This window comes from Enterococcus sp. AZ156, assembly GCF_051714165.1.
Taxonomy (GTDB): domain Bacteria; phylum Bacillota; class Bacilli; order Lactobacillales; family Enterococcaceae; genus Enterococcus_B; species Enterococcus_B pernyi.
Map to the genome: position 1 here is coordinate 1,158,968 of NZ_JBIORI010000001.1, position 17,576 is coordinate 1,176,543.

Sequence of the window (17,576 nt, forward strand, 5' to 3'; positions counted from 1 at the left end):
TCCCTAAATTCCTTTGGTTGATCCGTATGAACGAAATGTCCAGAGATCTTTACATATTCTAGATTTTTGGAAGGTGCGTTGATCTGTTAGAAATGTATACATATTTGATTCCAGTGATATTTTCAGATAGTAATATAGGCTCTCTTAAATATTATCAGTTATATTTTAAATAGTGCATCTATCTTTCATTCTGTGCAAAAAAATATGAAACGATAAAGCTACTGATCAAAAAAAGATGTGACATAAGTATCCAGCTATGGGAAATAAGCGTGAATCCCAAAAATTTGAAGAGCCATTTTCGTTTTTCACGCTTATTTATGAAGGTAAGCTTGTGGAGCACCATATATTCGGTTTTAGGAAGTACAAAAGGCCTAATCGCCCAGGTACTTCTGAATGAACTGAGAATATCTCTAAGTAGACATGTGCAACTCCTTGATCATGAAGTACGCAGAACTACGTTATTCTATATACGTAGAAAGCTTCAGTATCAGGTTGATTGATTCAAAATCATTCTGTTATTTTTTTAAATCGCCTCGTTTGTGGTTTAAGATAGGTAAAGCCTTCTCCTTCTACTTCATGGACATTTAGAATTGAAAGAAAGGCATGTTCGTCAATTTCATGAATGATCCGTTTTACTTCGTTTAATTCCCTGGCACTTACCACCATATAGATCATTTTTTTATCGACACCAGAAAAGCCACCTTCTCCATGCAAGAATGTGACACCACGTTGTAAGCCGGTCATCAATAAAGGTGCAATTTCCTCACTTTTATTTGAGACTACCAGAATCCCTTTGGCAGAGTAACCACCATCAAGGATAAAATCGATGACACGACTAAATACATAGGAAGCGATTAACGTGTACATCATCCGCTTCAAATCGATATAAGTTAATGAAGCAAGTAAAACGATGACATCAAAAGCTAAAAGGGAACGTCCCATAGAGATTCCATGATTTTTTTCAAGTATCCGAGCGATGATGTCACTTCCTCCTGTAGTACCTCCCATACGATAAACGATCCCGCTGCCGACTCCGGCAATCAGTCCTGCAAGTAAAGAGACGATCAGTAAATCATGCTCTAAGTTGATTTGTAAGGGAATCCTTTGCCAAATCCATAAGAAGGCAGAAAGCGAGACAGTGCCTAAGACAGTATACGCGAGCGCGCGTTTTCCTAAGATTTTTCCGCCTAGTAGGATCAATGGAATATTAATCAATAAAGTAGAATAAGCTGGGTCGATATGAAAAAGAGCACGCAAAATCAAGGTAATACCTGAAACTCCACCCTCGGCTAGCTGGTTTGCGATATTCAAATAGACTAGTCCAAAAGCATAAATACTTGTTCCTAAAATAATAAAAAAAACTTCTTTCATTGTTTTCAATGATGTCATCGAATCCCCACTTTCTACTATATGATATGATTCATTGTGCAACAAGCGGTATATCCTAGATATAGACCTAGGGATTAGGACACTGGTTCTTCATTTTTATAGTTATAGAATAGACCAAGTTGGCTTGTTGCTAAGAATTTATTAAGTATACCTAACATAATGTAGCATGTATTCTTTGTTTTCACAATTGCACTTCTTGCGGTTTTGCTGTAAAGTTTTTTAGGAAGAGATGATTGGAGGGTTCTTAATGAAAGAAGAGCGTTCACTAAAAAGTATGCAAGAAGAGGTCGATGCGTACATCCAACAATTTAAAGTTGGGTATTTTTCGCCATTGGCGCAAATGGCACGTCTGACCGAAGAAGTAGGTGAATTGGCACGAGAGGTCAATCATTCATATGGCGAAAAAAGTAAAAAAGCAACAGAACCTAGTAATTCAGTGGCAGAAGAATTAGGCGATGTTCTATTTGTAACAATGATCATGGCAAACTCGTTAGGAATTGATTTGACGACGGTATTTGAAAAAAATATGGAGAAGTTCAATCGAAGGGACCATCATCGTTTTGCCCGAAAAGATGAGGAACAGTGAGAGGATAGAAGGAGTAAAAATGAGACTAAATGAATTACCGATCGAATATAAAAAAGCAATTCCAGTAATAAGAAAAATTGAGGCAGCTGGATTTGAGGCGTACTTTGTTGGTGGTAGTGTGCGGGACACGTTACTCGGACAAAAAATTCATGATGTAGATATTGCTACTAGTGCGTTTCCAGAAGAAATCAAGCAGTTGTTTCCAAAAACGATCGATATCGGGATCGAACATGGAACGGTTCTCGTCTTCCATGAAGAGGAGCAATATGAGATCACGACATTTCGTACGGAATCGACTTATCAAGATTATCGGCGTCCTGATAGTGTTTCATTTGTTCGTACACTAGAAGAGGATCTAAAGCGCAGAGACTTTACGATCAATGCTTTTGCTTTGAAAGAAGATGGTGAGATCATTGATTTATTCGACGGGTTAACTGATTTAGAAAATCACGTCTTACGAGCAGTTGGACGACCTTTCGAGCGATTTCATGAAGATGCTTTACGAATGATGCGTGGGCTTCGTTTTGTGAGTCAGTTAGGGTTCAAATTGGAAGAAGAAACGGCCAAGGCGATCGAAGACAACCATGCGTTATTGGACAAAATCTCTGTTGAGCGAATGAATGTTGAATTTATCAAAATGCTTTTAGGGGATTTTCGTAATCATGGCTTGGCCGCATTTGTCGAAACAAAATGTTACATCTATTGTCCACAATTAAAAGAAGATGGTGAGGCGTTATTAAGATTTGCCGATTTACCATCTATTCCATTAAAAAAAGAAAGTCAAGCTTGGGCATTATTACTCAATCAACTCGGTCGATCTGAGCAAGAGGTGGCACCTTTCTTAAAAGCATGGAAATGTTCCAACCAAATGATTCGAGAAGTCCAACGTTTGGTCAAAGGATTGGCGAAGCGACAAGAACGACGATTAACACCATTGGAGATTTATCATCTTGGAAAAGACGCATCGTTGGATGTGGAAGAATTGATGATTTACTTCCAACAAACCCCTGACACAACAACTGTGCTAGACATCTATCATGCACTTCCTATCAAGACAATGGGTGAGTTGGCGATTGATGGCAAGGTGTTATTAGCTACGAGTGAAAAAAAACCAGGTAAATGGGTCAGTGAAGCGTTAGCACTTGCGGAGTCAGCGGTAGTGAACGGACTGGTACAGAATGAACAAGCTGCATTATTAACCTATCTGAAAGAGCAACAAGGTTAGTCAACGAAATCGTGACAATCACTAATTACGTCTGTTTGGCGGGCTAATCATATACTGACATGGCTAAAGTAAGGGCATGAGAGTTATCTATAGAAGCGTTTAGCTTTTTTGTAGGATGTTTCTCATGTCCCTTTTCTCTTTTAGAGGAGGATTGTTATCAAAAAAGCTGACAGAAAAGCAAACATGAGAGATGACCGCTTTTGTTGTTTTATGCTAAACTAGTAATGAAACAGAATATAATGCGTCAAAAAAGGAGATTTTTTTAATGAGCAAAGAAATGACAGCGCTAAAATTTTATTTCCGTAACGGCGAAACATGGACGATCAATCGTCGTCACATCGGCGACCTTTGGATCAAACAAATCACGACAAGTTTTGGTCGTATCAATGGGAGTGAATTTATTGAGATCCATCCATGTGCCGGTTTTAAAATCGAAATCTTCCATGAGGGAGATTCAGTAGCTACTCATGATATCAATCTAGGTGGTTTGGAAATGGGTATGTTCAATCGTGCTTTGAAATATGAAGATATTGAACGTATGGAAATCTTGTATCGCAATGGTACACCTGATCTAGTATACTTCCCTTACTTGGACAAAGGAACAGAGGGATTAGATAATCAATATCAATCAACAAAAATCAGTGAAAAAACTGGTAACTTATACATTGTGATCAACCCAGAACAACGTGTTGACGATGTTTATGGCGAATATTTCGAATAAGAGCGAATGACGTTTAAAAATAGCACATGCAAAACTTTTGAATAGGTTTTGCATGTGTTTTTCTTTTGTCTTTATTTTACGATTACAGTTGATATTTTATAGTGATTGGACTAGAATGAGTTTCTGGAATTGAAACGAATACTTCATCCTAAAAGTAAAAAGGTTTTAGTTGCATTCTAAAAACTTTTTGCTATAATTGGTGCAGTTTGAATATAGGAGATCTTGAAAATGAGAGAGAGTTTTGAAGAACAAAAGAAACGACTGGTTGATCACTATGGTACTTTTTCAATGGAAGATCGTCGCCAGATCTTATGTAAGTTGCGTAAAAGGAATATCTTGATGTATCGTCAATTAGGACGCTTGAAACACGAATTGCTCCGTTTAGAATCAAAACGTGTGCAATGTGAGTTAGATGGTCGGGTGACCCAAGCGGAAATTGTTGAAAACAAAATTTTAAAGAAAAAAGAGCAATATTTGAAAGTTCTTGCACAAAATAAAAAATAAAGGGGATCAAGCATGGAATTTGCAGAGTTAGTGATTGTTTTTGCAGTCACGATCACGCTATCCAACATAGCAAGTCGTATCTTGCCAATGATCCCTGCACCACTGATCCAAATATTTCTTGGCGTGGTTTTAGGATTGACCGAATGGGGTGAATCCATCAATTTTGAACCTGAATTATTTTTAGTGATGATCATCGCCCCCTTGCTTTTTAGAGAAGGAGAAAAAGCGGATATCGCCTCGATCCTGAAAAATTTCGATACGATATTGTTTCTCGCTTTTGGTGGGGTGATCTTGACTTTGATTGGCGTTGGAGCAACGTTATCATTTCTGTTGCCCAGTGTCCCTTTAGCCGCGTGTTTCGCTTTTGGTGCAGCACTAGGTCCGACAGATGCGGTGGCAGTCAGTTCGCTTTCCAATCGTGTGAACATTCCGAAAAAAGCCATGCATATTTTAGAAGGTGAAGGGTTACTGAATGATGCTTCTGGCGTAACAGCCTTCCAATTTGCCTTAGCTGCTTTGATCACTGGGACGTTCTCTGCGGTAAACGCAGGCGTTACACTGATTTTATCAAGTATTGGCGGGGCAGTAGTCGGCTTTTTGCTTGTCTGGGTAAAAAGAAAAATCATTGGTTTGATCGAGAAAGCATCGGCACGTGACGTAACAGGCTACTTATTGATTGAATTGTTGTTGCCTTTCTTAGCGTATGTTTTAGCCGAAGTCTTTCATGTTTCAGGAATTATTGCAGCAGTGGTTGCAGGGGTATTACAAGCCTCAGGATTTAAAAAAATCTCAGTCTTTGATGCGGAGTTGTCAACTTTATCGAATAGTACATGGACAACGATTGCTTTCACATTGAATGCGCTGGTATTTATATTTTTAGGAATTGAACTGACACAAGTCTTTACACCAGTTTGGGGAGATGGACTGTATTCGAATAGTTTGTTGCTAATGATCATTTTATTGGTTTCAATCATGCTGTTCGTCATACGCTTCGTTTCAATCAGCTTATTTTATATGTTTAAGGGCGGTTTTCAAAGTTTCAAAAAACAACTGAATGAAGTCTTGATCTTAACTTTTGGGGGTGTAAAAGGAACAGTCAGTTTAGCGACTATTTTTATTTTACCATTCACGATCAATCAAATGGCATTCAATCAACGATCATTGCTCTTATTTTTAACGGCAGGGGTTATTTTGGTCACGTTGATTATCGGGATCATTGTATTGCCAATGTTGACTGAAACAGAAGAAGCAGCGACAACTGATTTAAAAGCTTTGATGATCTTGGAAGAAGTGATTGAAACACTACGCTTAGAAAAAGAAGCGGAAGAACCAGGATCAAAAGCTTATTTAGCGATAGAAGCAGTGATTGAGACTTATCAAGAAAGAATCAGTGAGCTTTATTTATCTGATTTGAGTGGAGATGAAAAGCAAGAAGTCCAAGAAATCCAAGCGTTGATTTTATCGATTGAGCGAGATGGCTTGGATGAAAGATATCGTTCTGGGAAGTTGTCTTCTAATGGCTATCGCTTTTATTCAAGATTCCTAGCTAACTTTGAACAGTCGATCACAAGTCAAATTTTGTCATTCATTGGATTTTGGTTTATTGTGGTACGCCGATTGATGCGGATCGTTCTCCACCCCAAAATGTTTTGGCAAAGACGGCAAAGTGATCGCCAAACTATGATCTCTGATAAAGACATTCAGGAAATTCGAGAGACGTATCAAAAGAATACGCAATTGATCATCGAAAGTTTGGATAATCTAACGGACGTTTATGATGATACGATGATCGGATTCTTTATCGAACAACGAAAAGCTCAGGGGATTCGGATGATGAGTGGTAATCTGATTTCCACTTGGATGATCCAACAAGATCGTTTGTTTACGAAGAAGATGCTAAGAGGTTACTATTTAGAAAGAAAAGTCATTGATGAATATGAAGTCGCAGAAACGATCACGACTTTTTCTGCGAATCAATATAGACGAAATATCAATCTGTTGGAGTCCTATACAATGAATCAACCGACAGATCGTTTTTCATTTCGCTTTGCGTTCCAAGCGAAAGCAAAGAAATTTCAATTGAAACAAGACCAAAAGAGGAAGTTGTGACAAAGCACAGCTCCTCTTTTTTTTGAGGTTGTGACAGAAGTCGTTTAACCTTAATAATTAAGTTCATCCAGGAAGTCAGGTTTTTGAATCCTGTGTATTTGGTTATATGAAGTGAGAGAACACGTATCTTCAATGCTACCTAAAAAAAAGAATATTCGAAAAAAACTATCTTTTAAACAATTGTTTTATGTTACAATATCCAAGATAAGGGGGGAGTACTGGTGAAAGAGCTAAAAATAACTGACCTCAAAAAAACATATGGAGAAAAAGAATTATTTAATCAGATCTCCTTTTTGATCCATGAACATGATCGCATCGGTTTGATTGGTACCAATGGAACTGGTAAAACAAGTCTTTTGAATATCATCGCTGGACTTGACAGTGGAGATGGTGATCAGCAGACAGTTTTTTATCCGAATGATTACCGTATCGGTTATTTATCACAAACCGATTCATTTGCAGAAAATGATACGGTCTTACAAGCTGTTTTTCAAGGGAATAGTCCATTGATCCAGACTGTACGACTCTATGAGGAAGCCTTGATTGCATTAGCTGAAAATGGCGATGATGAAGCAGTCCAAAAACGCTACGCATTGGCAGAAGAGCGAATGAATAAAGAGGACGCTTGGACGACGGATACAAATGCCAAGATCATTTTGCAAAAACTAGGGATCAGTCAATTAGAAAAGAAAATCGGTGAGCTTTCGGGTGGACAAAAAAAACGTGTCAGCTTAGCACAGGTTTTGATCGATGAACCTGATCTTTTATTACTTGACGAGCCGACAAACCACTTAGATTATGCAGCGATCGAATGGTTGGAATCTTACTTGAAACAATATCGTGGTGCCTTATTGATGGTTACCCATGATCGTTATTTCTTAGATCGTGTCACGAATCGGATCTTTGAACTTGCCTTTGGGAATCTTTATGAATATAAAGGCAATTATGAAGCTTATCTTATTGAAAAAGCCGAGCGAGATCGTGTCGAAGTCGAACAAGAAGAAAAGCGTAAACGCCTGTATAAGCAGGAGCTTTCTTGGATGCGAGCGGGAGTACAAGCTCGTGGGACGAAACAGCAAGCACGTATCAATCGCTTTGAAGATTTAAAAGAAAACTTATATCAAGTCAATCATGATACGGATATCGAACTAAATATCGCGACACAACGTTTAGGTAAAAAAGTGATCGAGATCAAGGATGGTTCGTATTCGATTGAAGGAAAACCTTTGCTCCAACACTTGGATCTATTGATCCAATCAAGAGAGCGTCTAGGAATCACTGGAGAGAACGGTGCTGGAAAGTCAACGTTGTTAAATATCTTAGCAGGGAAATTATCCTTAGATAGTGGCATCTATACGATTGGCGAAACTGTTCGATTAGCTTACTATACACAGGAAAATGAAAAAATGTCTCCGGACAAACGAATGATTGCTTATCTGCAAGAAGCGGCAGAAGAAGTCCAAACTGCGGATGGAACGCAAATCGGTGTCGCCGAACTTTTGGAGCGGTTCTTGTTTCCAAGATTCATGCACGGAACACTGATCCGTAAACTGTCTGGTGGGGAAAAGCGTCGTTTATATTTACTCAAATTATTGATCCAGCAACCAAATGTTCTATTGCTGGATGAGCCAACCAATGACTTAGATATCGCTACTTTAACGATTTTGGAAGATTATTTCCGGACATTCCCTGGAGCGGTGATCACCGTTTCTCATGACCGTTATTTCTTAGATAAGGTAGTTGATAAACTGTTAGTTTTTCTAGGAGATGGCAAACAAGAGCTTTATTATGGCGATATGTCTAGCTATTTAGCCAAACGCAAAGAAGATCAACAGATTCAACCAGAAAAAGTCAAAGCTAAGATAGAAGAAAAAAAATCTGAGCCAAAGAAAAAGCTTTCTTATATGGAACAGAAAGAATGGGCAACAATCGAAGATGAGATTGCGGAACTAGAGAATCGTTTGGATGAATTGCAAGAGGAGATGAACCATCAAGGGGATGATTTCACACGATTGCAAGAATTACAAAAAGAAGTAACCACAACTGAAGAACTGCTGGAAGAAAAAATGTCACGTTGGGAATATTTAAGTGAATGGGCAGATAATTAGGAGGGAAAAGATGGAGCAAGCATATCTTGATCTAGGGAAAAAGTTGTTATCTGATGGACATGTAAAAGGTGATCGTACGGGAACAGGAACATTTAGTTTATTCGGTTATCAAATGCGATTTGACCTGCAAAAAGGCTTTCCGTTATTGACGACAAAACGTGTACCTTTTGGTTTGATCAAAAGCGAATTATTATGGTTTTTAAAAGGAGACACGAATATCCGTTATCTTTTACAAAATAATAACCATATTTGGGATGAATGGGCATTTGAACGGTATATCAAAAGTGAGGATTACCAAGGGCCGGATATGACAGATTTTGGACATCGTAGTTTGACTGATCCAGAATTCAATAAAGTCTATCAAGAAGAAAGCAAGAAATTCTGTGAAAAGATAGTGGCAGATGAAGAATTTGCAGAAAAACATGGAGATCTTGGTCATATTTATGGCTATCAATGGCGTCATTGGGAAACCAAAGAAGGTAGTTTCATCGATCAAATCAAAGAAGTGATCGAAGCTATCAAGCAGACACCTGATTCAAGACGACTGATCGTCTCAGCATGGAATCCAGAAGATGTGCCAAGTATGGCTTTACCTCCTTGCCACACGATGTTTCAATTCTATGTAAATGACAATAAACTAAGTTGCCAGCTGTATCAAAGAAGTGCTGACGTGTTTTTAGGTGTCCCGTTCAATATTGCTAGCTATGCTTTATTGACACATCTGATTGCGCATGAAACGGGATTAGAAGTTGGTGAATTTATCCATACTTTAGGCGATGCGCATCTTTACTCAAATCACGTAGAACAAATGAAAGAACAATTGTCTCGTGAAGTTCGTCCATTTCCGAAGCTAGTATTGAATACAGAAAAAAACTCTGTGTTTGATTTTGAAATGGATGATATCAAAGTTGAAGGATATGAGCCGCATCCTTCAATAAAGGCACCTATCGCGGTCTAAGAAAGGATGAGAAAATGTTCGCTGCAATCTGGGCACAAGATGAAAATGGCCTGATCGGAAAAGAAGATAGACTTCCTTGGCATTTGCCGAATGATTTGAAATTTTTTAAGCAAATGACTGAAGCGAATGTATTGATCATGGGACGAAAAACATTTATGGGGATGGGCGGTAAGCCACTACCTAATCGTAAAACGATTGTTTTGACAAGAGACCGTGAGTTTACAGCCGAGGGCGTACTAGTGATGCATGATGTCAATGAAGTATTAGCTTATGAAAAAGAAGTAGATGAAATTTTATTTGTTGCTGGAGGGTCAGCAATCTATGAAGAATTTTTACCTTACTGCACAATTTTGTATCGTACGGTGATCCATCACTCTTTCGAAGGAGATACGTATTTTCCTGCTGTAGACTGGCAAGCATGGTCATTGATCAATATCAGTCCGGGAGAAATAGATGAAAAAAATAGTTATGCACATCAGTTTGAGACGTATAAACGTAAAGAAGAACACACAACAGAAGAGATATAATGTTTCGTTGAACCTATAGATTCAAAGCGGAAGAAACCGAAATGGATTTTTTATCATTCAGGTTTCTTCTGCTTATTTTGTCGTTCCATCAAAAAAAGTAGAACAGATAAAGAAAACTGAGTAGAACCATGTTATCATAACAAACAATTTATTTTAAATTTGTTTATAACTGAATTTGATGAAAAAACAGAAGTTCTTTGGTATACTGAAAGTGGACCTGCCTGAAAAATGCTAGGCACTTTGTGAAAGAAAGAGTGTGAAATAATGACAAACGTAAAAATAGTAACAGATTCTTCTTGTACAATGGAAAAAGTAGTACGAGATCATTTGAATATTCATGTTATGCCATTATCAATTATGATCGATGGCGTTGTATATCCTGATGACGATCAACTAGGCGGAGAGAAATTCATGGAAATGATGGCTAAATCAAAATCATTACCTAAAACAAGTCAACCGCCGATCGGCGAATTCATTTCAACGTATGATGAATTAGGACAAGATGGTAGTGAAGTGATTTCCATCCATATGACGAAAGGGTTAAGTGGAACGGTTGAAGCTGCAAGACAAGCAAGCAACTTAACGAAAACAAACGTCACAGTCATTGATAGTGATACGACTGACCAAGGTTTATCTTTCCAAGTGATTCGTGCGGCTGAAATGGCCAAAGAAGGTAAATCAGCAGAAGAGATCCTTGCTGAAATCGAGAAGATCAAAAATAATACCAAACTTTATATCGGTATCTCCACATTGGATAACTTAGTAAAAGGTGGAAGAATCAGTCGTGCAACTGGTTTACTATCAAGTATGTTAAACATTCGTGTGGTGATGAACTTTGCTCATTCAGAGCTGATTCCTGTGACAAAAGGTCGTGGGAAAAAGACTTTCGACAAGTGGTTTGATGGCTTGAAGAAAGAACTGAAGGCTCTACCGAACGTTCGCCAGATCGGTATCTCACATGCAGGTGCCACAGAGCTTGCTCGAGAGTTTGAAGAAGGCTTGAAACAATTGTTTCCCGATATGGACATCCCAGTATTGCATACAAATCCAGTGATTGCTACCCATACAGGGGAAAATGCTTTTGCAATCATGTATTATACCGATTGATGAATGTAAAATAAGGAATAGAAGGACAGATCATGTGAAGACAAATAAACGTGTTCTTTGTGATCTGTCTTTTTTCGTTCAAGTGCTACTAGCATAAGGAAGTGAGGAGGAAAAGACATTTTGAGATGCTCCACTTCCTTTAGCAGATGAGAAACAGCCTCTTTCTTTTTTTCAGAAAAGGGCTATTTTTTTAATTGGAATTTTGGTAATATAAGAAACAATCATGGTCTAGAGGTGAAACAATGAAACGAATGAAACAACAGTGGTTGCTTGTTTTGATCCCTTTGTTCACTGCAGTTCTTCTCTTTGTCGGACTCTCTTTGAGCGTGCCGAAAGCACAGCCTTTGTTAAAACCGGCAGCATCGGTTACTTCTGAAAGCAATCAAAAGGAAAAGTTACACTATGTAGCAATTGGCGATTCATTGACTGAAGGAGTAGGCGACCAGACGAAACAAGGTGGTTTTGTTCCGTTAGTCGCAAATGACATAAAAGAAAGATACGGTTTGACAGCCATTGAAATTGAAAACTATGGTGTAAATGGCGAACGAAGTGATCAAATATTAAAAAGATTGAAAAGCAATGAAGAAATCCAAAAGAATATCGAAACCGCAGACATTATTACCTTGACTGTTGGTGGGAATGATTTAATGAAAGTGATCCAAAATAACCTTTTTGGTATCAGTATCCGTTCATTCAATAAACCAATCAAGAAGTATCAAGAAAACGTCCAAGCCATCATCGAAGAGATACGAGGGTTAAATAAAGAGGTACCTATCTATATTTTAGGGATCTACAATCCATTTTATTTGAACTTCCCTGAGATTACAGATATGCAAACGATTGTGGATAACTGGAATGAAGGAACACAGCAAGTAGTAAATGAAGCAGAAAATAGCTATTTTATCCCGATCAATGATCTATTGTATCAAGGATTAAATCAAGAGGTCGGAATTACTGAAGCTTCTGATCAGTCAGCTTCTAGCGATAGTTCGAACGGGACGAAAAATAATGTGTTATATGAAGAAGATCATTTTCATCCTAATAACTTAGGCTATCAATTGATGGCTAATGCTGTGAGAGATCAATTAATCGAAACGCATGAAAAATGGCTGGTCAAGGAGGGAAACAAGGATGGATAAACGTAGTTCAACAGTTGTAAAAAACAAAAGGCATAACTACTGGAAATACGCATTTCTGATTTTATTAGGCCTGATCATTGGTTCGACGATTTTCTTGGGTACGCGGATATTCGCCAATCGTGAACCTGATTTGCCAGAAGTACCAGCGATTACAGAAAGACAAGGCGATCCAGTATTGACGATCAATACTCAAAAAGAAAAAGTCAACCAACTGATCAGCTTTTTCTTGACAGATTTCCAAGAAGGACAAGATATCAAGTACAAATTTTATTTAGAAAATGAAGCATTGCTTAATGGGACGTTTGAAGTGTTAGGATTCCCTATCGACTTTTACTTGTATTTTGATCCGTATGTAATGGAAAATGGTAATGTTCAGTTAAAAGCAAAAAGTCTATCGATCGGTACATTGAATCTGCCGATCAAAGATGTGATGAATATGATCAAGCGAAATTACAAACTACCTGAATGGATCGAGATCAATACAGACGATTTAACGATCATGTTACGATTAGACCAATTCCGTATGCAAAATGGAATGTACATCAAAGCGGACAAAATTGATTTAGTCAACGATGATATTCGCTTTAGTTTGTATTTACCAAAAGATTCCTCAACGACGGAAGAAACGACCGAATCTAGTACTAATTAAGTGATATCTCGAGAGTAAGGGAGGAATCAACAATGGAACGAGCAATATTTGCAGGAGGTTGTTTTTGGTGCATGATCCAGCCTTTTGACACATTACCTGGCATCCACACGATCATGTCCGGTTATACTGGAGGTCATGTGCCAAATCCAACGTATGAACAAGTGAAAGCCAAAACAACAGGACATACTGAAGCAGTAGAAATCTTGTATGATCCTGAATTGATCTCATACGAGGCATTACTTGAGCTTTATTGGCAACAAACAGATCCTACAGACGCTTTTGGTCAATTTGAAGACCGAGGCGACAATTACCGACCTGTGATTTTTTATACTACAGAAGAACAACGTCAAAAAGCTGAAGAAAGCAAACAACAACTTGTAGCAAGTGGTCGCTTTAGTGATCCCATCGTTACGACGATTGAGCCAGCGGAGACCTTCTATTTAGCAGAAGATGAACATCAAGATTACTACAAAAAAAATCCTGAGAACTTTGAGCGTAATCATGCGCGTCGTGCGGCATTTATTGCTGACAATTGGGAGGGAAAGCAATGAATCGCAGCTTCTATCACTATCTGATGACTCTTCGTGGAGGGAAATCTTCCGATGCGTTATCAACGTTTGCAACCGAAGCTGGAAAAGATATCCAGTTTCCAAAACATAGTACGAGTTATGAAGAAATCTCTGATTATTTAGAAATGAATGTTGATTATTTGCCCTCTATGGATATCTTTGATAAAGCTTGGGATCATTATCTAGAGAATAATCATCTCGCCTGAACAATGGATCTGGTATGAAGGGTATGACTTAAAAAAGACGAGACAAGTACTGCTTAGACAATATTTTTGAATAGTCCTATTTGATACAGTGATTTTGGTCTATTCAATTATTTCTAAAGCATCGTACGTATGTCCGTCTTTTTTCGCGTCTATCTGTAAATGATTATTGAACCATTCGCTTTTTCTGTAGTTATTCTATATAATGAGGATAATAGGTTAAGATTTTACGAGGGATGGATTGATGGGCTTTGACAAAAAAGCAGCGTTATATTGACCGTTTTTGGTTATTTATTAAATTTTTACTTTGTTCCATAGTGATTGCATTTATTTTACGGGGATTTATATTGATCCCAGTACCAGTGGAAGGAAACTCGATGGAGAATGTCCTTAAGCAAGGTGATATGGTCGTTATGGAAAAATTCTCTGAAATCAGAAGATTTGATGTAGTCGTTTTCCAACTTTCAGATGGCACGATCTATATCAAGAGAGTCATTGGTCTACCGGGAGAAACTATTAGTTATGAAAAGGACCAACTAAAAATCAACGGCCAGCCAATCGAAGAACCTTATTTAAGTAAAAATATCCGTTCGGACCATGAAAATGCACCTTATACTACCGATTTTACCTTGGAAGAGTTGACAGGATATACAGAATTACCTGAAGATAGCTATTTTGTTTTGGGGGATAATCGTCGTGTATCAAAAGATAGTCGTTCATTTGGAACAATATCTAGAGATGAAATTTTAGGAAAAGCGAGATTTGTGTATTACCCATTAAATGAAATCAAATGGATCAGGTAAAATAAAAGAAGACTTCCCAATAGCAATATGTTGGAAAGTCTTCTTTTTTTGATTATATTTTCATCCACATTGGTTCCAATGTGTTTCCATCAGGATCTTGTACTTCAAGAGAATACATTTCTTCTTCCGGTATTCCCATCTCGACTGTATGGTAGCTACCACCATTTTCTTTTGCAATTTCACCAAAACGTTTGACTTCTGCAGCATTTGCTAAACTAAAAGCAATCAGTGCACCGCTCATTTTTTTTGTGTCTGCGATTTCTTTGTTTTTCAAGAATTTTTTGTAAAAGTCATGTATCAAGAGCATCACCCAAAATGTGTCATCCCAAACCATTGCGCTTGCTTCCTCAGTTGAAAATTCTTTATTTTGTTTGAATCCTAATTTTGTATAGAATTCGACCGAGCGACCAACATCTTGCACAGGGAAATTGACAAAAACCATTGTGTTCATCTTGCTACAGCTCCTTTCAATTTTCCTCTATCATGCGCTCGTCGGTAAGCGTTGTCAAAGTATTTAACTTGGGGAAGAATTTTTTATTTTATTGGACGTATCCGCTAAATGTATAATCAACAGTACTATAAAAATAATTTTTTCATAAGTACTCCTTTTTTGTTATTTTTTTGTGAACGTTCACCTCTTGATAATAAGTGTTTTGTTTCACATTTTCAATAGCAAGAATCCTTGTTTTACAAGGTGTCACAGATTGTGACATCGAATAATCGGAAATATATCAATTCGTTTCAATAATTCGCTTTTAAGTTCTTTTATGAAATGGTTATAATGAGAGATAGAATAAGGAGGCGATGTTGTGGATTTTGGTAAAATATTAAAAGAAAAAAGGCATCAAGCAGGAATTACACAGGAAGAATTGGCAAAGAGATTAAATGTTAGTCGTTCAGCTATTTCTAATTGGGAAATCGGCAGAAATTACCCAGACATACATACACTAGTGGAAATATCGACCAGCTTAGGTGTGTCTTTAGACGAACTATTGGAAAATTCTACTATGACTGAGACGATGATTGATACTACTAAAGAAATGGCGGTGAATCAGAAAAAAAAGCGAGGAAAATTGTTTTTTGTAGTAGCACTTTGTTCGATTGTTCCAGTCATGTCGCTTTTATTTTTTTCATTTTCTAAGCAACCGACGATTGTCTTGAATGCAGTTGAAAACGCCGATTCAGAAGAGGTAGCGCTCTTTAACAAAGAAGACATCAAAGATATTACCCTCAAAGACAAGAAAATGACTGTTCTTTTTACTATACCTAAAGACAGTGAATATGTTGGCTACTATGTTGACGGAAGTAATCAAAAAGGATTTGTAAACCTTGATTTATATAAGACTGCTGATTCTGATGTCAATCAGCGGAAATTAGTACATGATGGACTGATTGAAGTAGATTTAGATATGTTTACAAAAGTGAATAAAATTAGTGTGAATTATAAAAAATAAAGCGTATTGCAAGAAGTATTCAAAAATAGCTGTATGAGGATAAATGAAGGAGTTCTATGGTTAGTGAAGGTAAGTATGGCAAAATAAAAATCTTCTAAAAAACTTTTAGAAATCATGTGAATCTTCTTGTCAACGAGCTGTATACTTCGAGTCGGATCAGGTTAAAAAGTAAGCTTCATGAAACGAATCGTTCAGTCGATTGTTTTACGGAGCTTACTTTTTTCATTACTATGCAAATTCTTTTTTACATTGATTGCTTTCTAACGTTGGCTGATTGATCGTTGGACATTTCTTAAAACTGACTCATGGCGTACGCCAAAAGATCGGCTAGGAATCAGAAATATGAAGTATTCCTCTTGTGAGTAGATCGGACAAAGGATTTTATCCTGTTAAGGTATTCCCTCCTCATCAAATATTTTTGTCCAGTTTACGATCTGAATAAGCATGGATTCACTTCTCCAGAGTTTCGCATCATATGTCGGTACACGTTCTGAGATAACTATGAAATAGAAGACTTGTTTCAATGGTAAATATTTCTAGGATAGCCAACATTCTCCTTGAATGACTTTAACAAATGGAAACTTGCTTGTTGAAAGGACGTCTCTCTTTCCATTTTTAGAACATGAGGTGGAATCGATATGGTAAACTGAAGAAAAGAGTCGAAAGCGAGGAGCTAGATGATCGAAAAGAAACCAAAAGGAAGAGACGGTGTAGTGATCCAAGAAGAGCAAGTGATTCGTCCTAAGAAAGTCTGGTCGGAGGAGGTCCAAAAATTTTTAAGTTACCTAAGGAACCAAGGTGTAACTTATGTGCCAGAACCACTAGGCTATGATGAGCAAGGAAATGAAGTGGTATCTTATCTCGCAGGTGAGGTCTATGATTATCCTTTGCCCCCTCAATTGTTGACGGACAGTGCCATTTGTTCAGCAGGTCGGTTGTTAAGAGATTTCCACGACCAAAATCAAGGATACCTTACTTCCTTAAGTGGCACAGAACCGTGGATGCTACATTCGTTCGGAGAGCGTGAGGTAATGTGTCACAATGATTTTGCGCCATACAATGTGACAACGAAAAATGGTATAGCCATTGGTATCATTGATTTTGACACGATCACACCAGGATCAAGAACCTGGGATGTAAGCTATGCCGCCTATCGCTGGGTACCTTTAGAGATGAATCAAGGAGATCCAATCACGGATGAAACGTGTCATCGTTTAAAAAAATTTATTGAAGCATACAGACTAGATGAGTCCGAGTATCCAAATTTGATTCCTACGATGATCGAGCGACTTTCTTATATGATGGACTTCATCACTAAAGCAGCGAGTCGCGGGGAAGCAAATTTTCAAAAAAATATACAAGAAGGCCATCTAAAAAAATATGAGCAAGATATTCAATGGTTGCTCGATAATGAGAAAAAATTCTTAGAAAGTTGCAAAATGAAGAAACTTGAGAATAAGCCGTTTGATTTTTAGTTTTTTTCTTGTATACTCCTAGAAGTGTAGTTCATTCAAGTACTGTATAA

The 17,576-nt window shown here is 37.7% G+C and carries 18 protein-coding genes; 16 read left to right on the forward strand and 2 right to left on the reverse strand.

The window, feature by feature from the left end:
• Positions 1-507 precede the first annotated feature (507 nt).
• Complete coding sequence (locus tag IGJ95_RS05565) at positions 508-1,389, reverse strand: YitT family protein (protein WP_153830375.1); 882 nt, start codon at positions 1,387-1,389, stop codon at positions 508-510.
• 247 nt (positions 1,390-1,636) lie between these two features.
• On the opposite strand from IGJ95_RS05565, the gene IGJ95_RS05570 reads away from it, so the two are divergent.
• The 14 genes from IGJ95_RS05570 to lepB all read left to right on the forward strand — a co-directional run bounded on the left by IGJ95_RS05570 (position 1,637) and on the right by lepB (position 14,597).
• The gene (locus tag IGJ95_RS05570) at positions 1,637-1,975 is read left to right on the forward strand and encodes a nucleotide pyrophosphohydrolase (RefSeq protein ID WP_010735763.1); all 339 of its coding nucleotides are present in this window, start codon (positions 1,637-1,639) and stop codon (positions 1,973-1,975) included.
• Positions 1,976-1,994: 19 nt separating this feature from the next.
• Positions 1,995-3,200 (forward strand): CCA tRNA nucleotidyltransferase, encoded by a 1,206-nt coding sequence (locus IGJ95_RS05575; protein ID WP_137072182.1) that lies wholly within the window; start codon positions 1,995-1,997, stop codon positions 3,198-3,200.
• A 265-nt stretch (positions 3,201-3,465) separates the two neighbouring features.
• Positions 3,466-3,921: a hypothetical protein gene (locus IGJ95_RS05580; protein WP_010735761.1), complete on the forward strand. Its 456-nt coding sequence runs from the start codon at positions 3,466-3,468 to the stop codon at positions 3,919-3,921.
• Between the two features lie 228 nt (positions 3,922-4,149).
• Positions 4,150-4,425 (forward strand): hypothetical protein, encoded by a 276-nt coding sequence (locus IGJ95_RS05585; RefSeq protein ID WP_010735760.1) that lies wholly within the window; start codon positions 4,150-4,152, stop codon positions 4,423-4,425.
• Between the two features lie 12 nt (positions 4,426-4,437).
• Positions 4,438-6,534: a cation:proton antiporter gene (locus tag IGJ95_RS05590; protein ID WP_153830376.1), complete on the forward strand. Its 2,097-nt coding sequence runs from the start codon at positions 4,438-4,440 to the stop codon at positions 6,532-6,534.
• Between the two features lie 221 nt (positions 6,535-6,755).
• Positions 6,756-8,642 (forward strand): ABC-F family ATP-binding cassette domain-containing protein, encoded by a 1,887-nt coding sequence (locus tag IGJ95_RS05595; RefSeq protein ID WP_010735758.1) that lies wholly within the window; start codon positions 6,756-6,758, stop codon positions 8,640-8,642.
• A gap of 10 nt (positions 8,643-8,652) precedes the next feature.
• On the forward strand, positions 8,653-9,600 hold the full coding sequence (locus IGJ95_RS05600; protein WP_023519479.1) for a thymidylate synthase: 948 nt from the start codon (positions 8,653-8,655) through the stop codon (positions 9,598-9,600).
• A gap of 14 nt (positions 9,601-9,614) precedes the next feature.
• Positions 9,615-10,127 (forward strand): dihydrofolate reductase, encoded by a 513-nt coding sequence (locus tag IGJ95_RS05605; RefSeq protein WP_023519480.1) that lies wholly within the window; start codon positions 9,615-9,617, stop codon positions 10,125-10,127.
• A gap of 264 nt (positions 10,128-10,391) precedes the next feature.
• Positions 10,392-11,234 carry a DegV family protein gene (locus tag IGJ95_RS05610; protein WP_023519481.1) on the forward strand — a complete coding sequence of 281 codons (843 nt, stop codon included), beginning with the start codon at positions 10,392-10,394 and terminating at the stop codon, positions 11,232-11,234.
• A gap of 242 nt (positions 11,235-11,476) precedes the next feature.
• Entirely contained in the window at positions 11,477-12,373 is an 897-nt protein-coding gene (locus IGJ95_RS05615) for an SGNH/GDSL hydrolase family protein (protein ID WP_023519482.1), read from the forward strand.
• Positions 12,366-13,022, forward strand: coding sequence for a YpmS family protein (locus IGJ95_RS05620; RefSeq protein WP_010735753.1), 657 nt, complete (start codon positions 12,366-12,368; stop codon positions 13,020-13,022). The genes IGJ95_RS05615 and IGJ95_RS05620 overlap by 8 nt, the downstream gene beginning before the upstream one ends.
• A 32-nt stretch (positions 13,023-13,054) precedes the next feature.
• Complete coding sequence (msrA, locus tag IGJ95_RS05625) at positions 13,055-13,573, forward strand: peptide-methionine (S)-S-oxide reductase MsrA (protein WP_153830378.1); 519 nt, start codon at positions 13,055-13,057, stop codon at positions 13,571-13,573.
• Positions 13,570-13,797 (forward strand): YozE family protein, encoded by a 228-nt coding sequence (locus IGJ95_RS05630; protein WP_010735751.1) that lies wholly within the window; start codon positions 13,570-13,572, stop codon positions 13,795-13,797. The genes msrA and IGJ95_RS05630 overlap by 4 nt, the downstream gene beginning before the upstream one ends.
• Positions 13,798-14,045: 248 nt before the next feature.
• Entirely contained in the window at positions 14,046-14,597 is a 552-nt protein-coding gene (gene lepB, locus IGJ95_RS05635; RefSeq protein WP_010735750.1) for a signal peptidase I, read from the forward strand.
• A gap of 52 nt (positions 14,598-14,649) precedes the next feature.
• Here the strand turns inward: lepB and IGJ95_RS05640 are convergent, their stop codons facing one another.
• The gene (locus tag IGJ95_RS05640) at positions 14,650-15,048 is read right to left on the reverse strand and encodes a VOC family protein (protein WP_153830379.1); all 399 of its coding nucleotides are present in this window, start codon (positions 15,046-15,048) and stop codon (positions 14,650-14,652) included.
• Positions 15,049-15,406: 358 nt separating this feature from the next.
• Here IGJ95_RS05640 and IGJ95_RS05645 point away from each other — a divergent pair, with 358 nt between their 5' ends.
• Both IGJ95_RS05645 and IGJ95_RS05650 read left to right on the forward strand, forming a co-directional pair.
• Positions 15,407-16,051, forward strand: a complete 645-nt coding sequence (locus tag IGJ95_RS05645) for a helix-turn-helix domain-containing protein (protein ID WP_194179703.1) — start codon at positions 15,407-15,409, stop codon at positions 16,049-16,051.
• A 677-nt stretch (positions 16,052-16,728) separates the two neighbouring features.
• Positions 16,729-17,526 carry an aminoglycoside phosphotransferase family protein gene (locus IGJ95_RS05650; RefSeq protein ID WP_224434651.1) on the forward strand — a complete coding sequence of 266 codons (798 nt, stop codon included), beginning with the start codon at positions 16,729-16,731 and terminating at the stop codon, positions 17,524-17,526.
• Positions 17,527-17,576 lie beyond the last annotated feature (50 nt).